This window comes from Promicromonospora sp. NPDC023987 (assembly GCF_040639055.1).
Taxonomy (GTDB): domain Bacteria; phylum Actinomycetota; class Actinomycetes; order Actinomycetales; family Cellulomonadaceae; genus Promicromonospora.
This window is the reverse complement of the sequence record NZ_JBEZZF010000087.1, coordinates 1-19,594: the sequence shown is the minus strand read 5'-3', so window position 1 is coordinate 19,594 and position 19,594 is coordinate 1. Positions and strand designations below refer to the sequence as shown.

Genomic DNA, 19,594 nt, shown 5'->3' with positions numbered 1-19,594 from the left:
CGGCGGCCACATCCAGACCGAACGTCCGGGTCGCCAGCTGGCCCACCGGGGCCATGATTACCGGGAACGCCACGTAGACCGGTATGACCCGGGCGACGGTCGCGAGACTGTCGCGGACCTGCGGGATCTGTGAGGCCGCGACCGTGAACAGCGCGGCAGCCATCAAGGGCACCATGAGTGCAGTCATCACCCGCGTGGTCACCACACCCTTCCGGCGGCCCCTTGGCGAGCAGCTCCGTGCACAACGCCAGGGTCAGCGGTATGACGATCAGGACGACGAACGCCTCCACGAACGGCCCGGGGTCGACGATGGTCGCGAGGTCTGAGCCGAGGAACATCAGCAGGTACAGCGGTAGCAGCGCCATCTGGGCGAGCATGAGCTGTTCGCCGCCGCCGCCCGCGACCGCGGCCTCTCAGCGAGGAAGCGAACTTCGAGTCCGTCACCGGCAAGGGCGTGCGTGCCACCGTCGACGGCCAGCCCGTCCTGATCGGCAATGCGCGGCTGCTCAGTGATGCCGGCATCCCCACCAGTGGCCTCGAGCGCCGTGCTGCGCAGCTCGCGGGCGAAGGCAAGACACCGATGTTCCTGGCAGTGGCCGCAGAGCACGCCGGTCTGATTGCGGTGGCAGACACTATCAAGGCGGACAGTCGTGCAGCGGTGCAGGCGCTGCAACGCCTGGGGCTCGAGGTCGTCATGATCACGGGCGACAACGAGCGAACGGCGCGGGCCGTGGCCGACCTGGCGGGCATCGAACGCGTGATGGCCGACGTCCTGCCTGAGGACAAGGCCCTCCAGGTCCGGGCCCTGCAGGACGAAGGCAAGCTGGTCGCGATGGTCGGCGACGGCATCAACGATGCGCCCGCGCTCGCTCAGGCCGACGTCGGCGTCGCGATCGGTACAGGCACCGACGTTGCCATCGAGGCGGCCGACGTCACGCTCGTTTCCGGCGAGCTGCGAGGTCTGGTCACGGCCATGGCGCTGTCCAAGGCCACGATGCGCAACATCCGCCAGAACCTGGTCCTGGCGTTCGCCTACAACACGGCCGCCATACCGATCGCCGCCGGCGTCCTGTACCCGGCAACCGGCGCGCTGCTGTCCCCGATGATCGCAGCGGGTGCGATGGCGGCGAGCTCCCTCTCGGTGGTACTGAACGCCGGACGCCTGTCCCGGTTCAACGCGCCGGAACTGCCCACGACTCAGCGGCCGGGCGTCGCGGCCCACGGAGTGGAAGACGGCGACCTGCACCGCACGACGACAGCCCCCGATATCAGCGACTTGCGATGACGGCCTGGAATTGCCCCGTTCGCTGGGCGGCGGACCCAGCCGTTGAGACGCCCGGTGAGCCCTGACCGCGCCCAGATGCCCAGCAGCTCTTCTGTGGCAGCTCCCTCCACCCTCAACGTCACGGAGAACTGATGCGGCACCACGCGGCTATGCGCGAGGCAAAACCGCCGCAGGCACTGCCTCCTCACCACCGTCGTTCCGGACCGACCCCTGCCATCGGCAGGAAGGAGACGCCGTCGCGGGCCGCGGGCTCCGTGGTCGGCGTCCCGGGGGGGGAGGCCCTGATCACGCTCGGGCAGTTCCGGTAGAGCCGCCAGCGCCGCCGCACAGTGCTCCGGATGCTACGCCGAACCTTCCTCCGTATGGTCGAAAGAGGATCACCAGTGCTCCGAGCCGCCAGGAGGAACAGGCATGACAGGACGCGTGGCGGTGGTGACAGGGACGAGCGCGGGGTCGGTCGTGCCGCCGCACGGGCGTTCGCCGCCCGGAAGGACACGGTCGCGCTGCTCGTGCGCCGCCAGGCAGGGCTGGGCGATGCAGCGCTCGACGTCGAACGACTCGGCGGCAGGGCGCTCGCGATTCCGACCGATGTGGCGAGCTATGACGAGGTGGAGGCGGCCGCGGACCGCGTCGAGCGCGACCTGCGGCCCGGGTGAACGTCGCGTTCAGCTCAGTCTTCGCGCCGAACCTGCGCAGCCTCGGCTACCTCCTGGACCACGCGCTGCTGGAGCCGATGCTCTCCGAGAGTGTCCCCGCCGTGCGGGACGGACGCCTGACTCCTGTCCCGGCCGGGCCACGGCCACAGCCTCGACCTGCGCGCTGACGCGGAGCGGTTCCGCGTCGCGTGACAACCACCGAGACCACACCGGCCTGACACGCCGGGCATCACGGGAAGGAGCGACACATGACTGGATGGAGCGCGGTGGCGGTGGCGGTGGCGACCACCGTCGCCTTGATCGTCGTGGTCCGGATCGTCGCTCGCGGTCGCGCGCCCGCCCCGGCCCTGACCACCCTGCCGTTCCAGTCCGGCCACGAGCCGGCCGAGCACGCGCTCTCGCGCTTCCACGCGCGCTGGTACCCGCTGACCCTGCTGTTCCTCGCGTTCGACGTCGAGATGCTCTTCATGTACCCGTGGGCGATCGTGGCCGGCATGATGGGCCCGGCCGCCGTGATCGAGATGTTCGCGTTCCTCGGCGTGCTGCTCGCCGGCGTGCTCTGGGCATGGCGTGAGGGCGCCCTGCGGTGGGTATGACGCCGGCGCTCGCCGTCCGCCGGGGCGTGCACGTGCTCGTGGTCGCCGTGGCCGACGGCGTCTGGGTGCGGCTCGCCGTCGAGCGGGCGCTCCGTGACCTCGGCTGGGTGGCCGCGTGGTCCCCGGCCGACGCCGACGTGCTAGCCGTGTGTGGGAGTCCCGCGGACGCCGAGGCGGCCGCGGTGAAACAGCTGTGGCAGCAGCTCCCGGGCCCGCGTGCCCGCGTCGACCTCGCGACGGCCGACGACGTCGCGGCATCGCTCGCCCGGTGTGCCGCGGCGCTCGACGACGGCGGGCTGCAGGCCGTGCTGGCGCGTGAAGCCGACGACGCGGCGCAGGAGGCCGGACGGGGTCGGGGCGAGATGGACCACAACCGCCACGATGAGATGGAGCACGGCGACCACAGCGACATGCAACACGGGGGCGGCCACGACCAGATGAACCACGGCGAGATGGAGCACGGCGACATGGAGATGAGCGGACCGGCCGGGATCCCGCTCGCCGAGGGCGCCGACGACGACCGCGACGAGCTGGAGATGGACGCCTGGCACGTGGTGCTCGGGCCCGGGTTGCCGGGATGGCCCGCCGGACTGGTGCTGCGAACAACTCTGCACGGCGACGTCGTCACGGCGTTGGAGACGGTGGCCGCGCCGGCGTCCGGCAGTCCAGGCGACCTGGGCGGGCCGGCCGACCTGGGCGGGCCGGGCGACCGGAGCGGGCCGGACGGCCCGGTCCCGCATGCAGCGCTGCTCGCGGACGCGGCCGCGACGGTGCTCGACCTGGCCGGCTGGGGCGTCGCGGCGGCGTCAGCCCGCCGGGCGCGTGATGATCTGCTCGACGGCCGTGCGCCCGGGCCGGTCGCCGACGCCCTGGAGCGCCTCGCCCGGCGGGTGCGCCGGTCGGTGCTGCTGCGCTGGTCCCTCCAAGGGCCGGGTCGGCGCCGGGCCGCCCCTCGGCCGAGCGCCGGCCGCGTGGTGCGGCTGCGGCTGCTCGCCCTGCTGGACGCCGCGGCGGCGCTCCTGCGCAATCCGGCACACCCGGTCGGTCGGGAACCTGCCGAGGAGCCGGAAGCCCTCGCGGACCTCGCGGTCGGGCAGGAGCTGGGCACGCTCCGCCTCCTGGTCGCGAGCCTCGCCCTGGACGCGCGGGCGGTTGCCCATGCCTGACATCACGCAGGCCGCGCCCGTCTGGGCGGCGCTGGTGCCGTTGGGGCTCCTCGCCCTTGCCTCCGCCGGCGCCGTCGTGGCCGGAGTTTCGGCCACGCGGATGCGCGGCGGTGCCGTGCTCGCGGGCGTCATCAGCCCGTTCACCGAGACGAGCAGGCTGCTGCGGCAACGCCGGCGCGTCCCCGTTGCCGCGGACCGGGTGCTGTGGCACGTCGCGATCGGCGGCATCCCCGTGGTGGCGGTGCTCATGGTGGTCGTGGTGCCGATCGGCCCCGTTGTGCTCGCCGACAGCCCGGTCGGCATCGTGTGGTTCAACGCGATGGACGTGCTGCTCTGGGCGTTGTGGTGGCTGGCCGGGTGGGGCCCGAACAGCGCTCACCCCCTGATCGCGGGGCACCGCTTCCTCGGCCTGGCCCTCGCCTACGAGCTGCCCCTGATGTTCGCGCTCACCGCGCCCGCCGTCGCGGCCGGCAGCCTGCGGGTCGCGGACGTCGCGGCCGCCCAGCACGGCCTGTGGTTCGCCGTCTGGATGCCCGTCGCGTTCGCCGTGTATCTGCTCAGCACCCTGGCGTTCAGCTCCTGGGGGCCGTTCGCCGTCGCCGCCCACGCGGACCTCGCCGGCGGCGTGCTCGCCGAGACGTCCGGCGTCGACCGATGGCTCATGCTGGCCGGGCGCCACCTCGTGCTGGCCGCCGGGGCGCTGATGGCCGTGCCCCTGTTCCTCGGTGGCGGGGCGGGCCCGCTACTGGGCCCGGTGGTGTGGACCGTGCTCAAGGCGCTCGCCGTGCTGATGTTCCTGGAGCTGGCCGCGGGCCGGTTACCGCTGATCCGGCCTGAGCGGTTCGCGGAGCTGGGCTGGGTCGTGCTGCTCCCGGTGACGGTGCTGCAGGTGCTGGTCGCCGCTGTCGTCGCGTTGGGAGGTGCGTAGTGCTCGAAGCGATCGTGTTCTGGATCAGCGCGGTGGTCGCCGTTGCCGCCGGTGTCACCGTGTTCCGTACTGACTCCATGGCGCGGGCCACCTACGCGCTGGCGGCCTCCTTCGTGGCCGTCGGTCTGATGCTGCTCACCTTCGCCCTGGACTACCTCGGGGTGATCGTGATCCTCATGATGGTCATGGAGATGGCGATCATGGCGCTCTTCATGATCATGCTGATGGGGATGAACCCGGCCCTGATGCCGATGTCGATGGTGCACGGCAAGCGTTCTGCCGCCGTCATCGCAGGGCTGGTGTTCGTGGGCCTCGCCGCCGCGGCGCTGCTGGTGCCGTGGCCCGGTGCGGTAGAGGCCCCGGTCGCCGACACCACCCGGAGCCTCGGCGAGGCGGTGATGGGGTCCAAGATGCTCGTGATGCTCACGGTCAGCCCGGTGCTGTTCGCGACCATCGTCGGCGCCCTGGTGCTGGGCCACCCGCGCAACCGCTACCAGCGCTACGGGGCAGACCTCGCCGCGGACCACCCGGACGACCCGATCGACGGCGGGGTGGGCCGATGACGCTCTCCCTGGTGCTTGTGGTAGCGGCCGCCCTGTTCAGCGTGGGCCTCTGGGGCGCTCTGTCCCAGCAGGTCGTCGTCATGGTGATGATGGGCATCGAACTGATGATCAACGCGGTCGTCCTGGCCGGTGGCGCCTTCTGGTGGTTCACCAGCCCGACGCCCGACGGACAGGTACTGCTCCTGGTCGTGATCGCCGCCATGACCGTGGAGATGGCGATGGGCTTCGCCGTCGCACTCCTGCTGCATCGCCGGCGCGGCACCGACATGACCGACATGGCGGCGGAGCTGAACCGATGAGCGGCGCCTGGCTCCTCGCACTGGTCGGCGTTCCGGCGCTGGTCGGTACCGTGCTGCTCGGTCTGGCGGTGCGCCGGGCGTCGGCCGGCGCCACCCCGGACGTCGGCGCCCGGGCGCGCGGCCGCGTCACCGCGGCGGTCCTGACGACAGCGGCGTTGACCGTGCTGCTGGCCGTCGTCGCCGCCGTCGTCCGCCCTGAGGTCGCCTGGTCCTTCGTCCCCGGGGGCGGCTTCGGGCTCGGCGTCGACGGCCTGTCTGCGCTCCTCCTGCCCGCGGTCGCAGGGGTGGCACTCCTGGTGCTCGTGGTCGCCGTCGCCGAGCGGATCCGTCCCGCGGCGCGCTTCCACGGCCTGATACTCCTGTTCGTCGCCGCCGTGCTGCTCACCCTCACCGCCACGACGCTGCCCGCCCTGCTGCTGGGCTGGGAGGTGATGGGCGCCGCGTCGTGGGCCCTGATCGGCTTCCACTGGCGCGACCAGGCCCGCACGTCGGCCGGGGTGACGGCGTTCCTCACCACGCGCTCGGCGGACCTGGGCCTGTACGTCGCGGCAGGTGCGGCGGCGGCCGGGGCGGCGACCGACGGCGGTGCGGGGGCCGGCCTGTCCCTGGCCGCGCTGCCCGCACTGCCGTCGCCGTGGCGCGACGTGGCGGCCGCCGGGCTGGTCGTCGCGGCTCTCGGCAAGGCGGCGCAGCTCCCGTTCAGCTTCTGGCTCTCCCGGGCGATGCTCGGGCCGAGCCCGGTGAGCGCGCTGCTGCACTCGGCGACGATGGTGGCGATGGGCGGATACCTGCTGCTGCGCACCGAGCCGGTGCTCGCGGCCACGCCGTGGGCCGCCACCCTCACGGCCTGGGTCGGCGCGCTGACGGCGGTGGCGCTGGGTGTCGTGGCCATGGCACAGCGCGACCTCAAGCAGCTCCTGGCCGCGTCGACGGCCGCCCAGCTCGGGTTCGTCGTGCTGGCCGCGGGCGTGGGCGACGTCGCGGGCGGGTCCGAGCACCTGGTCGGTCACGCCGCCACCAAGGCGCTGCTCTTCCTGGTCGCGGGTCTGTGGCTGACGGCGCTCGGCACGAAACGGCTCGACGCGCTGGCCGGCGTGGCGCGGTGGTGGCGCCCGGTGGGTGCGCTGTTCACGCTCGCCGCCCTGACGCTGGCTGGCCTGCCGCCGCTGGGGCTGTGGGTCACCAAGGACCACGTGCTCGCGGCCGCGGCGGAGCACAGCGGCTGGCTCTACGCCGCGGGGCTCGTCGCGGCCGTGCTCTCCGCCGGGTATGCGGCGGTCGCCGTCCGCGCGGTCTGGGGCGGTCCGACGGATCGGCCCAAGCACGGGGCGGGGTGGGACACCGAGGAGCGCGGCACCCGCCACGTGCCGGCCAGGGCGGTACCCGCCCTGGCCGCGCTCGGCGTCGGCGCACTCCTTCCCGTGACCTTGCTCGTGCCGAGGGTGGCGCATGCCCTGGAGCGGCTCGTCGGGGCCAGCGGCAGCAGCATTCCCGGGGCGGCCGAGATGGCGGTCTCCGCGGGGCTGGCGCTGGTCGCCTTCGGCCTCGTGCTCCGCCGGGTCCCTCCGCCCGTCCTGGGGGCGGCCCGGTGGTGGTCGCTGGAGGCTGCCGCCCACGCCACGGTGGTGCGGCCGGTCGCGGCCCTGGCGCGACTCGCCGACCGGTTCGACCGCCGTCTGGACGCCACCGTCATCGCCACGGCCCGGGCGACGCGGGCCGTCGCGGCCGCGGCCGGACGGTTCGACGTGAGCGTATTCGACGCGGCCGTCGTGGCTACGGCCCGCGCAACCGGGGCGGGCGCGGCGGCGACGGGCCGGTTCGACCTGAGCGCCTTCGACGCCGCGGTGCGACGCCTCGCGCGGTCCGTGGGCTCCGCGGGTCGCGCCGTGCTACGCCCCCAGACCGGTCAGGTGCACCAGTACCTCGGTGCCGCAGCGACCCTGCTCGCCGCCGGCGCCGTCCTGCTCGCGGTGGTGAGGCCATGATGCTCTCGACAATCATCTTCCTGCCCTTGGTCGGCGCGGCCGTCCTCGTCTTCGGGCGACCGGCGCCCCGGGCTGCCCGGGCGCTGTGGTTGGCCACGACGGTGGTGGACCTCGTCCTGTTGCTCGTCCTGACCGCTGGCTACCGCACCCCCGGCCCCGGGGGGCTCGCGTTCGCCGAGCGGACCGCGTGGATCCCGAGCGCCGGCGTGTCCTACCACGTCGGGGTCGACGGACTGTCGCTGCCGATGTTGCTGGTCACGGACGTGCTGTTCGTGGCCTGCGCCGTCTGGGCGCTACGAGAATCGGACCGGGTGCCCAGGCTCGGCGCGCTGTTCCTCGCCCTGCAGACCACCTGCCTCGGGCTGTTCTCCGCCCAGGACCTCATCCTGTTCTTCCTCTTCTTCGACCTGTCCATCGTGGCGATGTATGCGGTGATCGCCGGCTGGGGGCACGCCGACCACCGGCGCTCGGCGCTGCAGTTCTTCCTCTACACGTTCCTGGGCTCGCTGGCCCTGCTGGTCGGGTTCATCGGGCTCTACCTGGGCGCGGACCCGCACACGTTCGACATCCCGGCGCTCGTCGCGCAGGCACAGGGTGGGGCGACGCTCGGCGGCGGCCTCGTGCTGGGCGCGATCCTGCTCGGCCTGGCCATCAAGACCCCCGTCGTGCCGTTCCACACGTGGCTCCCTCCCGCGCACACCGATGCCCCTGCGATCGGGTCGGCCATCCTGGCCGGCGTCCTGCTGAAGATGGGCACGTACGGCTTCTTGCGGGTGGCCATGCCGCTGCTGCCTGACGCGTGGCGCTCCTGGGCGTGGGCGATCCTCGTCGTCGGCCTGGTCTCGGTGCTGTACGGCGCGCTGGTGGCCCTGGCGCAGACCAACCTCAAGCGGATGATCGCCTACACGTCGGTGAACCACCTGGGCTACGTGGTGCTCGCCGTGGGCGCCGCCGGCCTCGTCGCGCCGGACACGGCCGCCGCCCGCCAGATCGCGATCACCGGTGCGGTCACCCAGATGGTCAGCCACGGGCTGATCACCGGCGCACTCTTCCTGCTCGCCGGCACCCTTTACGACCGCGCCGGCACCTACGAGATGGACCGGTTCGGCGGCCTGGCCCGGACCGCGCCCCGGTACACCGCGCTGTTCGCCGTCGGTGCCCTGGCCTCGCTCGGCCTCCCTGGCCTGTCCGGGTTCGTAGCCGAGTTCCAGATCTTCACCGGCAGCATCGCCGCCACCTGGGTCGCCGCCCTCGCGCTGGCCGGGATCCTGCTGACGGCCGCGCTCTTTCTCAGCGCCTTCCACCGGATGTTCACCGGCCGGGACGGGCCGGACACGCGGGGCTTCGCCGACCTGACCGGGCCCGAGCTGGCCGCCGCCGGCCCGCTGCTGGTCCTGTCGCTCGCCCTCGGACTGGTGCCTGGTCCGCTGCTCGGCGTGATCCGGCCGTTCGCCGAGTCCGTGATCACCGCACTGGGCGGGTGACACCGATGCTCAGCGCCCGGAGCCGACAGTGAGCGGCCACGACTACGGTGCCCTGGCACCGGAAGGCATCCTGGTCGCGGGGGCCGTCGTCGTGCTGCTGCTCGGCTCGTACCTGCCCCGCAGACGCCTGCCCGTCACGCGGTGGGTGGCCAGCGGCGCGCTGCTCGCCTCCGCGGCGACGGCCCTGGTGGCCGGGACCGGCACGATCTTCGAGCACAGCTACGCGCTGGACGCCGCCACCGCCGTCGCGCGGGTCGTTGCACCGCTGGCATGCGCCGCGGTGCTGTGGCTCGGCGCTGGCGAGCTCGCCCGGACCACTCGGGAGGCGGAGACCTACATGCTCCTGCTGCTGGGCACGGCCGGCACGGTGGTGCTGGCCGGGGCGAGCGACCTGGCCGTGCTGGCCGCCGGGTACCTCCTCGCCTCGATCCCCGTCTACGCTCTGGTCGGCCTGCCGCACACCGGTACTGCCGCCGAGGCCGCGCTGAAGACCTACCTGCTCGGCGCGGTGCTCGGGACCACGATGCTGCTCGGGGTGGTGGTGCTGTCCGGCCTCGGAGGCGCCACCGGGTATGCGGACCTGCGCACGGGACTCGTGGACGCTCCTCCCGCCGGGTACTCGCTCGGCCTGGTCGCGCTGCTGGCAGGCCTGGCGTTCAAGGCGGGCGCCGTCCCCGGTCACTTCTGGCTGCCCGACGCCGCGCAGGGCTCCGGCGTGACCGCGGCGGCCTTCGTCACCACGGTGCCCAAGATCGGTGCGGTCCTCGCGATCGCCCGCGTCGTCGACGCCCTGGACGGTCTGGCGGTGGCGGCAGGCTGGGCGGTCGCGGTGCTGGCGGCGGCCTCCATGACGGTGGGGAACCTCGCCGCCCTGGGGCAGGACGACGTCCGCCGGCTGCTCGGGTGGTCCGCCGTCGCCCAGGTCGGCTTTCTGCTGATGGCCGCCGCTGCCGTCACCACGCCTGCGGCGCTGCCCGCCCTCGGCCTGTACCTCGCCGGTTACGCTGCCACCAACCTCGTCGCGTTCGCAGTGGCGGCCGCCCATCCCGACCGGCGCCGGATGGCGGACTGGGCCGGCCTGGCCCGCGACCATCCGGTCAGCGCGACGGCCCTGGTGATCGCGATGCTCGGCTTGGTCGGGACGCCGCCCACCGCGGTGTTCGTCGGCAAGCTGACCGTCTTCTCCGCGGCCTGGGCAGGGGGCTGGGCCTGGCTCGTGGTGCTCGCCGCCGTACTCACCGTCGTGAGCCTTGCCTTCTACCTGCGCTGGATCCGGGCGGCCTTCGCCCGCCCGGAGGTCGCGGTGCGGCCCGCCGACCGCCCCCGGCCCGTGCGTCCCGCCGTACTGGTCGCCGTGGCCGGCTCGGTGGTGGCCCTGGCCCTGGGGCTCGCCGCCGGCCCGGTACTCGCCGGGCTTTCCGGCGGCCTGGCCCGGTGATGGAGGAGTGGCGCTTCCAGGGCAACGGTGTCAGCGGTCAGCGCCCCGACCCGTAGCGCGGTGGCCAGGCCCGCCACCACGCGCTCTGTCAAGCCCCGAACTTGATGGAGAACTGGTTAGCTGGTTTCCAGGCTTGCCGTGACCGGGTCGGTCGCGGCGTGTAGTGCTTCGTACTCGGCGGGTGGGATGTGTCCGAGCTCGCCGTGCAGACGTCGGTTGTTGTACCAGCCTATGCATTCCACGGTCGCGATCTCGAGGTCGTCCAGGCCGCGCCAGGGCCCCTTGTCCCGAACGAGCTCGGCCTTCAACAGCGAGTTGGGCGCCTCGGCCATCGCATTGCCATACGAGTCGCCCTTGGACCCGACCGCGCCGGCCTCAGCGAGCCGCTGGGTAGCGAATCGCCCGGTATTGGGCGATTCTCCGTGATTCGGTCCAGCACTGCGGGGCCCTTGCGGCATGATCGTCGTAACGAGAATCGTGCGCCGGATATCGCCCAGGAAATGGCGATGCGACCGTGATCGAAACAATGACGATTACGGCCGCACCGCACAGGTTCCACCCGATCAGATGGTCCACACAGTTTACACGGTCCTTGACAGCGAGCCGTCGTCGGCGGAGCAGCGAGTGCGCTGGTCGCTGAGGCCACCACCGTCGTGCACGACCTGACCCTCAGCGCTCCGGCGATGACCGCATCCTGATCGGACTGCCCAGTTCAGGCCGGACCTGCGGGGCGAGGACAGAAGAATCGCACGCTCAGGGCCGGGCCGATTGCGAGTCGCCAAGTGCGTTCTTACCGTGAACACGGAAGCGGCGACGTGGCCCGACGGTAGCGACGCCTCAGAGCACCCTGAGGAGAGACGCCATGAAGACCAGCGAGATGCTCGAGACCTATCCGAAGTCGATGAACCTTGACCGTACGTTGCTTGCGAGCGCGATCGAGTCGATCGTCGAGTGCTCCCAAGCGTGTACCGCGTGCGCGGACGCGTGTCTGAGCGAGGAGATGGTCGCCGACCTGCGCAAGTGCGTCCGGACGAATATGGACTGCGCCGACGTCTGTGACGCGACTGCTCGGGTGCTGTCGCGGCACACCGGCTATGACGCGAACATCAGTCGCGCGCTGCTGGAGGCCTGCATCGCCGCGTGCAAGGCGTGCGGGGACGAGTGCGAGCAGCACGCGAGCATGCACGAGCACTGCCGGGTGTGCGGCGAGGCCTGCCGCGCCTGCGAGACCGCCTGCCGGGAGCTGCTGAGCACGATCGGCTGAACAGACTCCCGACAGGAAGCAACCGAACCGAAAAGGGTTGGCCGCGTGACCGACGCTCTCGCGTCAGCCGTCCGCTCTGCCCACAACAAAGCCTGCCGATCGTCGTTTGTCGGCGAAGCTGCTCACCCCGCCGGTCTCCCAGTCGACAGCGAGTGCCTGGACGGAGCCGTAGTTGGCCTGGGATGCCTCGTCCGCTACGACGACGTCGTAGCCCAACGCGCGCGTTCCGTCGGCGAGCCGTGGAGTCTCCAGGCGCAGTTCGCCGTCGGTCAGGATGAATCGGCCGGCGGGGATCGCGGTCTTCAGTGGCTGGCCGTGCAGGGCCCAGCGGGTGATGACGCTAGCGGTGGTGCTGGGTATCTGGCGGCCTCCTGGGGTTCCGATCACGAGCACGGGCCGTTGTTGCGCGTCGAGGAGCATGGTGGGCGAGCTCCAGGTCACCGAGCGGCGCCCGGGCTCGGGCAGGTTCGTGCTGGCTGCGCCGATGTCGCTGAACCGTTCGAGCTGGTCGTTGAGGAAGAACCCGGCGACGTACTGCCCGCTTCCCCAGTAGTTCGTGATGGTGTTGGTCATCGAGACCGCCACTCCGTCGGCGTCGATCACGGAGATGTGCGTGGTGTTGGGCGCGCTCTCGTAGCCGCCGAGCGCGGCTGATCTGTCCGTCGTCTCGGTGGCGTTGGGCAGGGTGGCGGCGATCTGCGCGTTCTCCTGTGGATCGGTCAGCCGTTCCACCGGGACGTCCACGAAGCGGGGGTCGCCGAAGTGCTGCTGCACGGAGGCGTCGGCGACCTGCCAGGCTCGGGACAGAAGGTCGACGAACTCGGGTGAGTCGGGCTCGACGTCGGCGATCCCGGAGGCTTCTGCGATCTGCACCATCTGGATGATGGCCGCGCCGGGCAGGGCCGGCGCCCCGGAGAGCATCGTGTACTCGCCTACCGGGCCCGCGGCGGGTTCGAAGACGTCGACCTGGTAGGCGGCCAGGGTTTCTTTGTCGATCCCTGGGGTCTGGCTCAGTATCTGGGCGAGGGTGCCGGTGTAGACGGATTCGGGGCCCTCTTCGGCGAGATTGTTCATGGTCTCGGCCAGGTCTGTCTGGACCAGCAGGTCGCCCTCCTGCAGGGGCGTGCCGTCCTCGCGCTGAAACTGTGGCAGGGATCCGGTGATGGCTTGGCCGTACGGGCTGTTGATCGAGGAGGCGAGGTAGCGCGAGACCGGCCCGCCCTTGTCGGCGATCTGGATCGCGGGGGCGAGCAGGTCGGCCCACGGCAGGCTCCCGTGGTCGCGGTGCAGGCGTTCCATCCCGGCGACGAAGCCCGGGACCCCCGCACCACTTTCAGGGATCTGGCCGGCTTGGTTGACCACCTCGCGGTACTCGTAGTTGCTCGCTTCGCCGTCCGCGACGACGATCGAGACGCCTCCGCCGCCGATTCCTGAACTGGCGGGCTGCATGACGGCGTCGGCGAACGCGGCGGCGATCGCCGCGTCCACCGCGGTGCCGCCGCGCTGGAGCATCTGGTCCCCGGCCTCGGCGGCCAGTGGGTGCCCGGCGCTGACCCCGTAGCCGCCCAGCGCCGGCTCAGGCTCAGGCGCGGGGGCTGAGGGCGAGATCGCCGTGGTCGGGGTCTGGCGAGGCGGAGGCGGGGGCGATGTCGCCGCGCAGGCGCTGAGCCCTACTGCGACTGCGGCGGTCACGAATGCCGCCACGATGCCGGGCCGTCTGCTCTGATCACTCTTCGTCACTGTTGCTTGGTCCTTTCCGAACTGAGGGTTGTCTGCTTCTGGGTGCGCGTGGGCGCTGCGGGTTGGTAGAGCCAGGTAGTGCGCAGTAGTCGTTCGAGCGGGCCGGGCCACCTTGTCCGTTCCCACAGGACGGCGAACGTGAGCACGGCGGACACGAGGGCGGCGCTGACCAGGAGGCCTTCTCCGAACGTGAAGCCCTGTTCTGGCTTGATCAGTGCGAGCACCACAAAATGGGCCACGTAGAGAGTCAGTGAGAGTCGGCCGCACTCGACCAGCCAGCCGAGGACTCTCGACTGGTTCGACCGGCGCAAGATCAGGGAGCACGCCGCGACCATGGCGAGTGCTCCTGCGATGCTGCTGACCAGCCACAACGGCATCTGGCCGTGTGCGGCTCCGGTGAGCAGCCGCCACGGGCCGCGGTTCGCTGCGGGCCCGATGAGCGCGTACGTCAGCTGGGAGACGGCGGCGGCTCCTACTGCTACCGCCGCGCCGCCGATGGCAAGGCGACGCAGGACCTGCGTATTGGTGAGGTCCAGCCGGGCGACACACAGGCCGGCGACGAACGGCACGGTCCAGCTCGCCAAGGGATACGGACCGGTCAGAGCGAGCGAGTGCGCCGCTTCCCACGGTCCAGTGCCGAGGGTGACCGGGTCGAGCAGATGGGGTGCGGGCCGGATCATCTCGTGGCCGACGATGGTGGCCGGCCCCACAAGTGTGAGCGCGATTCCGGCCCCCGGGAGCAAGGTCCGTGTGGGTAGCCGCCATAGCAGCGGTGCCAGCAGGAACAGGACGGCATAGGTGGGCAGGATGACGTTGACCCGGTCGGTCAGCCCTTGGAGTGCGACGCCTCCCGTGAACAGGAGCAGGGCACGCCAGGTGACGGTTGACCACCGTTCCCGCTCCGGCCGCCGGTTCAGGAGGTATCCCATCCCGATGCCGGCTACGACGACAAAGAGCACAGATGCCCGCCCGTAGGGCAGCAGGTAGAGACGTTCAGGGAGGGACTGCGGGTTAACGGGTCCGACGTTGACGATGATCATCCCGAGCAGGGCAAGGCCCCGTGCGGCGTCAATGCCGATGATTCGGTGCTGTCTGGTTTCGCCGGCAGGCCTCACGGCCGTTTGCCGAGCAGGGCGGTGCGACTCGCGCGCATGGGCGAGCGCAATGATTCTGGGTTCACTTCTCTCTTCACTTCCCCGGAACGGCCGCGACGGCCCGGTGCGTTGCACTCGGGCGGCACCCGTCCGCGTACGACACGCAACCCGCGACGGTAGGTACGCCCGTGCGAGGTCGCTACGACAGGATGAGGATCAGGCGAGGGAAGTGATCGAAGGTGGTGCGCGGGATCCGCCTGGCAGGCCGGTCCACAGCGTGAAGAGCGGGTGGGAAGTCTGCTCCGGCGCCCCGCTGGTCCGGTCGGCCGGTGCTACACGGGGCTGGTGCGCGAGTCGGTGCAGGACCACCCGGATCTGGCGGCAGGCCAGGTAGGCGGCAGCGGCACCACACGCCTGGACGACGGCGGCGCCAGCAAGTGCAAGCGCGAGCGGCGCGGCGTGCAGGACGGCACCGTCCAGCACGTAGAGAGAGTCAAGGGCGAGCGACGCCACGAGCGCGACGAATGCGATGTCCAACGCGGCAGCCCGCGCATTGCTTGACCCTCCAGGGCGGGTGTCCAAATGCGAGCCGCGCGAGGCGATCCTACCTGCGCCGGTCAGGCCCACCACGGCCAGCATGGCCAGCACCACTGGTGCAAGTGCCAGCATTGTGGCGGACACCGCCGAGGACACCAGACCGGCGCGTTCAAGCATCCCGCCGTGCAACCAGTGCGTCGCCAGGACTACCGAGAACGCGAGCCCGACGGCTGCGGCGCCGGAGGTGGGTCGCGACGACACGACGGAATCACTCATCGCTCCCACCTTCCGGACGCCGCAGCACAGATCACCGGGACAGTCTCACATGCCCGTGTCGCGGCTCAACAACGTGCCGCTCACTTTCTCGGGCGCAGGTCGAGCCGCCGCAGCAGCTGGGCGTTGAGCGCGACCACGACGGTGGAGAGCGACATGAGGACCGCGCCGACGGACATCGGCAGGACGAAATCGATCGGGGCGAGCACACCCGCTGCAAGGGGTACGGAGATGAGGTTGTACCCGGCTGCCCACCACAGGTTCTGCTTCATCTTGCGGTAACTCGCACGGGACAGCTCGATCACCGAGAGCACCGAGCGCGGGTCGTCGCTGGCCAGGATCACGCCCGCGGACGCGATCGCGACGTCGGTCCCTGCACCGATCGCGATCCCGACGTCGGCCTGAGCGAGGGCCGGGGCGTCGTTGACTCCGTCGCCGACCATCGCGACCTTGCGCCCTTCGTCCTGCAGCTGCCGTACCTTCGCGGACTTGTCCTCCGGCCGAACCCCGGCGAAGTACCTGTCGATGCCGAGCTCGTCGGCGACGGTCTTGGCCACGGCCTCGGCGTCGCCGGTGATCATGACGACCTGCACACCCTGGGCGTGCAGCGCCTCGACAGCCTCGCGGGACTCGGGACGGATCTCGTCGGCGAGCTTGAGCGCACCGGCGACCTGACCGTCGACGAGCACGTGCAGGATGATCGCACCGTCTGCACGCCACCGGTCGCCGACCTCCAGCTCGCGGGCGCCGTGCTGGTCGAGCAGGTAGGGGCCGCCCACGGCGACCTGCCGACCGTCGACGGTCGCGCTGACGCCCACGGCAGGAGACGAGGTGAACTGGGAGGCGCCGAGGACCTGGAGGCCGCGGGAGCGTGCGGCCTGTACGATCGCGCGCGCCAGAGGGTGCTCGGAGTCGGACTCGGCAGCAGCGGCCAGAGCCAGGACGGTGGTCGTGTCGTTGTCGCCGGCGGGGTGGACCTCGGTGACGGTCGGCTGACCCTTGGTGAGCGTGCCGGTCTTGTCAAACAGCACGGACGTGACCGTGCGCATGCTCTCCAGGGCGAGCCGGTCCTTGATCAGCACGCCACCACGTGCCGCCCGCTCGGTCGCGATGGACACGACCAGCGGGATCGCCAGGCCGAGCGCGTGGGGGCAGGCGATGACCAGCACGGTGATCGTGCGTACGACGGCGGCATCCGGCATCCCGATGACCGACCAGACCAGCGCGGTGATCACGCCGGCGCCCAGGGCGAACCAGAACAGCCACCCGGCGGCGGTGTCGGCCAGCCGCTGCGCCCGGGAGCTGGAGTTCTGGGCGTCGGTGACAAGACGTTGGATCCCGGCCAGAGCAGTGTCCTGGCCCACGGCGGTGACCTGGACGCGCACCCCAGAGTCGGTCGCGACAGTGCCGGCGACCACAGGGTCCCCGTCGCTGCGACGTACCGGGCGTGACTCTCCGGTGATCATCGACTCGTCCATACTGGCTGATCCCTGCACGACCTGGCCGTCGGCGGGTACCCGCCCGCCCGGGCGCACGACCACGACGTCACCCACCCGTAGGTCGGACGGCGCCACGGTGACCACGTCGTCGCCTTCGACGCGTTCCGCCTCGTCCGGCAGCAGCGCCGCCAGCGAGTCCAGCGCCGAGGTCGTCTGGGCCAGTGACCGCATCTCGATCCAGTGGCCGAGCAGCATGATCACGATCAGCAGCGCCAGCTCCCACCAGAAGTCGAGCTGATGGTCCAGCAGCCCCAGGCTCGCGCCCCAGGAGGCAAAGAAGGCGACCGTGATCGCCAGCCCGATGAGCAGCATCATCCCGGGCTTGCGTGCGCGGATCTCCGATACCGCGCCGGTCAGGAACGGCCATCCGCCCCACACGTACATCACCGTGCCGAGCACAGGGGACATCCAGGCCAGGCCCGGCACGTCCGGCAGGGTGTAGCCGAGGATCATCGCGAACATGCCCGACAGCGCCACTACCGGCACGGCCAGCACGAGCATGATCCAGAACAGGCGCCGGAACTGGCCGACATGGTCGCCGTGACCGCCGTGACCGCCGTGACCGGTGTGGTCGGCATGCATCGCGTGCTCATCGGCTCCGCCATGCCGGTCGTGCGCCGGACCAGTGTTGCGGTGGCTGACGTGGTCGTGGCTGTGCAGATCGGGCCCGCCATGCTCCTCGTGCACTTCATTACCGGAAGTGGCAGCCGGGTTGTGAGAGTGCTCGCTGTGTCCGGTGGTCTTTCCGCCGGTCGGCTCGTGGTGGTGCTGGTGGTCCTGGCTCATGGTGGACAGCCTTCGCTGGATCGGGTGAATGGGCAAGATGGGCGGTCGTGGGCGGCCAGGTGGTCGCCCACGACCGTCGGCGGTCAGGCCGCAGCGACGTACCGCTCGGGGTCGGCGTCGAACAACGGCCCGCACGCGTCGCAGCAGAACCAGTACCGGGCGCCGTCATGGTCGCGGAACAGACCTGCTGCCTCGGCGTCGACCTTGATGACGGAGCTACCGGGCATGACGGGCCAGTCCGCGACGCCCTCGGTGTTCAGTCCGCTGGTGTCCGCGGCGTGCCCGCAAGCGGCGGCCGGTGCAGCACCGTCGTCCGCGTCACCGTGGCCGTGGGTGTGCCCGTGCGACATGAGTAGTCCTTACACGTTGGGATCGGGTCAGGTGTGGATGCGTGGCGTGCGGGCGTGCTGATGCTCTCTGCGCGCTGTAACCAGCCTCGCCAGCGCGTTCGAGTCGTCCACCGGAGCCGAACTCGTACTTCGAGGCGCCCCGTCGATGCGCTGACCATCACGCCCTCGACTCCCATACCTGAGTGACCTCCTTTGTCACGGACATCGCGCAGTGACCGCACGTCCTACCAGTCACGGCAAGGGCCGTCGCGACCTGGCTCATGGATACGCCCCGAGAACTCGGGCATTCGACCTCCCGTGGCTGAGCGCACGCACAACCCGCCATCTGCGCCTAGGCTGAACCAGTCATGAACGTCATCGCCACCCTCCGGTCGCTGCTCACCACATCTCAGCGAGGCGCCACCGGTGTGCTCCTGATCGCTGTGGTGATCGGGGGCGTAGTGTCGATGCACTCGATGAGCGGCTCACCCAGCGCTCACCTCCCGCCGCCCGGATTGGTTACGGCGCACGCTCTCGAGCAGCCTGGCCGGTCCGGAGCAACAGCAGCGCAGGCTGTTCACCCGACCCAACCGGACGCCCCCGCAGCACACTCCGCCGGCGGGGCCGGGGGCTGTCCGACGGGCTGTGGCTCGCACGACGCGCACGACATGACGACGGCGATGTGCCTCATGGTGCTCGTCGTCCTGCTGACTCTCGCCGCACCGCCAGCGAGCTTCCTCAACGCGACACTGCTGCCGCTCGCCCGACGGATCCTCGTGGACATGCCGCACTCGCGCCCAGCACCAGCGCCGTCATTACACGCATTGGGCATTTCTCGGACGTAGAAGCACACGCTCGCCGACCACTTGCAGGCCGGCCGTCTCGCGACCCTTCGAGGCCGCGCCGTGTGTCAGCTACTTCGAACCGAAAGGCCTTTGAACCATGAAGCGCATCCTTGCGCCCAGCCTCGTGCTGGCGACCGCCCTGGCCCTCTCTGCCTGCGCGGGCTCCGACGACCCGACGATGGACATGCCCGGCATGTCCGCGTCCGAGAGTCCATCATCCTCGGACGGCGTCCATGATGGCGAGGCGTTCAACGACGCGGACGTGATGTTCGCGCAGATGATGATCCCCCACCACGAGCAGGCCATCGAGATGTCCGACGTCATCCTCGGTAAGGAGGGGATCGACCCCGAGATCACCGACCTGGCCACGCAGATCAAGGCAGCCCAGGACCCGGAGATCGCGCAGCTCAACATCTGGCTCGACGAGTGGGGCGCCCCGCAGCCGGACGAGTCCATGAACATGGACCACGGCGACATGGGTGACGAGTCCATGGACGGGATGATGAGCGAGGAGGACATGCAGGCGCTCGACGGTGCCGAAGGCGCTGAAGCCGGTCGGCTGTTCCTGGAGCAGATGATCGTCCACCACCAGGGAGCCGTCGAGATGGCCCAGGCGGAGATCGAGGACGGCTCGAACGCGGCCGCCATCGAGATGGCCAGCACCATCGTCAGTACCCAGTCCAGCGAGATCCAGACGATGGAGGACCTGCTCGCCGGTCTGTGAGCCCCAGGGCCCTCCGGCAGCGGCTCGGTGCCGGTGCGTCCGCCGTCGGGCGACCCGTCCTGGACCGTGCGCGCGGCCGTCGTCCAGGCGTTGCCGCGGCCGT

General features: G+C 71.0%; 17 protein-coding genes and 1 pseudogene. 12 read left to right on the top strand and 6 right to left on the bottom strand.

The window, feature by feature from the left end; genetic code table 11:
• Nucleotides 1–454 precede the first annotated feature (454 nt).
• From AB0F40_RS24890 to AB0F40_RS24845, 10 genes are all read left to right on the top strand, one after another.
• Entirely contained in the window at nucleotides 455–1,285 is an 831-nt protein-coding gene (locus tag AB0F40_RS24890) for an HAD-IC family P-type ATPase (protein ID WP_357474202.1), read from the top strand.
• Between the two features lie 383 nt (nucleotides 1,286–1,668).
• On the top strand, nucleotides 1,669–1,941 hold the full coding sequence (locus AB0F40_RS24885) for an SDR family NAD(P)-dependent oxidoreductase (RefSeq protein ID WP_357474200.1): 273 nt from the start codon (nucleotides 1,669–1,671) through the stop codon (nucleotides 1,939–1,941).
• Between the two features lie 248 nt (nucleotides 1,942–2,189).
• Entirely contained in the window at nucleotides 2,190–2,537 is a 348-nt protein-coding gene (locus AB0F40_RS24880; RefSeq protein WP_357474197.1) for an NADH-quinone oxidoreductase subunit A, read from the top strand.
• On the top strand, nucleotides 2,528–3,703 hold the full coding sequence (locus AB0F40_RS24875; protein ID WP_357474194.1) for a hypothetical protein: 1,176 nt from the start codon (nucleotides 2,528–2,530) through the stop codon (nucleotides 3,701–3,703). The genes AB0F40_RS24880 and AB0F40_RS24875 overlap by 10 nt, the downstream gene beginning before the upstream one ends.
• A complete protein-coding gene (locus tag AB0F40_RS24870) occupies nucleotides 3,696–4,631 on the top strand; it encodes an NADH-quinone oxidoreductase subunit H (RefSeq protein ID WP_357474191.1) in 936 nt (311 codons plus the stop codon). The genes AB0F40_RS24875 and AB0F40_RS24870 overlap by 8 nt, the downstream gene beginning before the upstream one ends.
• The gene (locus AB0F40_RS24865) at nucleotides 4,631–5,194 is read left to right on the top strand and encodes an NADH-quinone oxidoreductase subunit J (RefSeq protein WP_357474188.1); all 564 of its coding nucleotides are present in this window, start codon (nucleotides 4,631–4,633) and stop codon (nucleotides 5,192–5,194) included. The genes AB0F40_RS24870 and AB0F40_RS24865 overlap by 1 nt, the downstream gene beginning before the upstream one ends.
• Entirely contained in the window at nucleotides 5,191–5,493 is a 303-nt protein-coding gene (gene nuoK / locus AB0F40_RS24860) for an NADH-quinone oxidoreductase subunit NuoK (RefSeq protein ID WP_357474185.1), read from the top strand. The genes AB0F40_RS24865 and nuoK overlap by 4 nt, the downstream gene beginning before the upstream one ends.
• Nucleotides 5,490–7,478, top strand: coding sequence for a proton-conducting transporter membrane subunit (locus AB0F40_RS24855; protein ID WP_357474182.1), 1,989 nt, complete (start codon nucleotides 5,490–5,492; stop codon nucleotides 7,476–7,478). The genes nuoK and AB0F40_RS24855 overlap by 4 nt, the downstream gene beginning before the upstream one ends.
• Nucleotides 7,475–8,962 (top strand): NADH-quinone oxidoreductase subunit M, encoded by a 1,488-nt coding sequence (locus tag AB0F40_RS24850; protein WP_357474179.1) that lies wholly within the window; start codon nucleotides 7,475–7,477, stop codon nucleotides 8,960–8,962. Before AB0F40_RS24855 ends, AB0F40_RS24850 begins: the two co-directional genes overlap by 4 nt.
• Before the next feature lie 28 nt (nucleotides 8,963–8,990).
• Entirely contained in the window at nucleotides 8,991–10,400 is a 1,410-nt protein-coding gene (locus AB0F40_RS24845; protein WP_357474176.1) for a proton-conducting transporter membrane subunit, read from the top strand.
• 116 nt (nucleotides 10,401–10,516) lie between these two features.
• Here the strand turns inward: AB0F40_RS24845 and AB0F40_RS24840 are convergent.
• Nucleotides 10,517–10,811: pseudogene (locus tag AB0F40_RS24840) on the bottom strand (integrase core domain-containing protein); the annotation flags it as partial.
• A 451-nt stretch (nucleotides 10,812–11,262) separates the two neighbouring features.
• On the opposite strand from AB0F40_RS24840, the gene AB0F40_RS24835 reads away from it, so the two are divergent.
• Nucleotides 11,263–11,664: a four-helix bundle copper-binding protein gene (locus AB0F40_RS24835; RefSeq protein ID WP_357474173.1), complete on the top strand. Its 402-nt coding sequence runs from the start codon at nucleotides 11,263–11,265 to the stop codon at nucleotides 11,662–11,664.
• Nucleotides 11,665–11,727: 63 nt separating this feature from the next.
• On the opposite strand, the gene AB0F40_RS24830 is transcribed toward AB0F40_RS24835, so the two are convergent.
• The 5 genes from AB0F40_RS24830 to AB0F40_RS24810 all read right to left on the bottom strand — a co-directional run bounded on the left by AB0F40_RS24830 (nucleotide 11,728) and on the right by AB0F40_RS24810 (nucleotide 17,943).
• Complete coding sequence (locus AB0F40_RS24830) at nucleotides 11,728–13,404, bottom strand: gamma-glutamyltransferase (protein WP_357474170.1); 1,677 nt, start codon at nucleotides 13,402–13,404, stop codon at nucleotides 11,728–11,730.
• The gene (locus AB0F40_RS24825) at nucleotides 13,401–14,444 is read right to left on the bottom strand and encodes a DUF418 domain-containing protein (protein WP_357474167.1); all 1,044 of its coding nucleotides are present in this window, start codon (nucleotides 14,442–14,444) and stop codon (nucleotides 13,401–13,403) included. The genes AB0F40_RS24830 and AB0F40_RS24825 overlap by 4 nt, the downstream gene beginning before the upstream one ends.
• 270 nt (nucleotides 14,445–14,714) lie before the next feature.
• The gene (locus tag AB0F40_RS24820) at nucleotides 14,715–15,311 is read right to left on the bottom strand and encodes a hypothetical protein (protein WP_357474164.1); all 597 of its coding nucleotides are present in this window, start codon (nucleotides 15,309–15,311) and stop codon (nucleotides 14,715–14,717) included.
• An 80-nt stretch (nucleotides 15,312–15,391) separates the two neighbouring features.
• A complete protein-coding gene (locus AB0F40_RS24815; protein ID WP_357474162.1) occupies nucleotides 15,392–17,593 on the bottom strand; it encodes a heavy metal translocating P-type ATPase in 2,202 nt (733 codons plus the stop codon).
• 83 nt (nucleotides 17,594–17,676) lie between these two features.
• Complete coding sequence (locus AB0F40_RS24810; RefSeq protein WP_357474159.1) at nucleotides 17,677–17,943, bottom strand: YHS domain-containing protein; 267 nt, start codon at nucleotides 17,941–17,943, stop codon at nucleotides 17,677–17,679.
• A gap of 921 nt (nucleotides 17,944–18,864) precedes the next feature.
• Here AB0F40_RS24810 and AB0F40_RS24805 point away from each other — a divergent pair.
• Complete coding sequence (locus AB0F40_RS24805) at nucleotides 18,865–19,491, top strand: DUF305 domain-containing protein (RefSeq protein ID WP_357474155.1); 627 nt, start codon at nucleotides 18,865–18,867, stop codon at nucleotides 19,489–19,491.
• Nucleotides 19,492–19,594: the final 103 nt, after the last annotated feature.

Excerpts from the sequence above, each read along its gene's own strand:
- AB0F40_RS24815 (WP_357474162.1), bottom strand. The coding sequence starts at position 17,593 with ATGAGCCAGGACCACCAGCACCACCACGAGCCGACCGGCGGAAAGACC.
- AB0F40_RS24835 (WP_357474173.1), top strand. The coding sequence starts at position 11,263 with ATGAAGACCAGCGAGATGCTCGAGACCTATCCGAAGTCGATGAACCTT.
- AB0F40_RS24870 (WP_357474191.1), top strand. The coding sequence starts at position 3,696 with ATGCCTGACATCACGCAGGCCGCGCCCGTCTGGGCGGCGCTGGTGCCG.
- AB0F40_RS24820 (WP_357474164.1), bottom strand. The coding sequence starts at position 15,311 with ATGAGTGATTCCGTCGTGTCGTCGCGACCCACCTCCGGCGCCGCAGCC.
- AB0F40_RS24850 (WP_357474179.1), top strand. The coding sequence starts at position 7,475 with ATGATGCTCTCGACAATCATCTTCCTGCCCTTGGTCGGCGCGGCCGTC.
- AB0F40_RS24880 (WP_357474197.1), top strand. The coding sequence starts at position 2,190 with ATGACTGGATGGAGCGCGGTGGCGGTGGCGGTGGCGACCACCGTCGCC.
- AB0F40_RS24855 (WP_357474182.1), top strand. The coding sequence starts at position 5,490 with ATGAGCGGCGCCTGGCTCCTCGCACTGGTCGGCGTTCCGGCGCTGGTC.
- nuoK (WP_357474185.1), top strand. The coding sequence starts at position 5,191 with ATGACGCTCTCCCTGGTGCTTGTGGTAGCGGCCGCCCTGTTCAGCGTG.
- AB0F40_RS24825 (WP_357474167.1), bottom strand. The coding sequence starts at position 14,444 with ATGATCATCGTCAACGTCGGACCCGTTAACCCGCAGTCCCTCCCTGAA.
- AB0F40_RS24805 (WP_357474155.1), top strand. The coding sequence starts at position 18,865 with ATGAAGCGCATCCTTGCGCCCAGCCTCGTGCTGGCGACCGCCCTGGCC.
- AB0F40_RS24810 (WP_357474159.1), bottom strand. The coding sequence starts at position 17,943 with ATGTCGCACGGGCACACCCACGGCCACGGTGACGCGGACGACGGTGCT.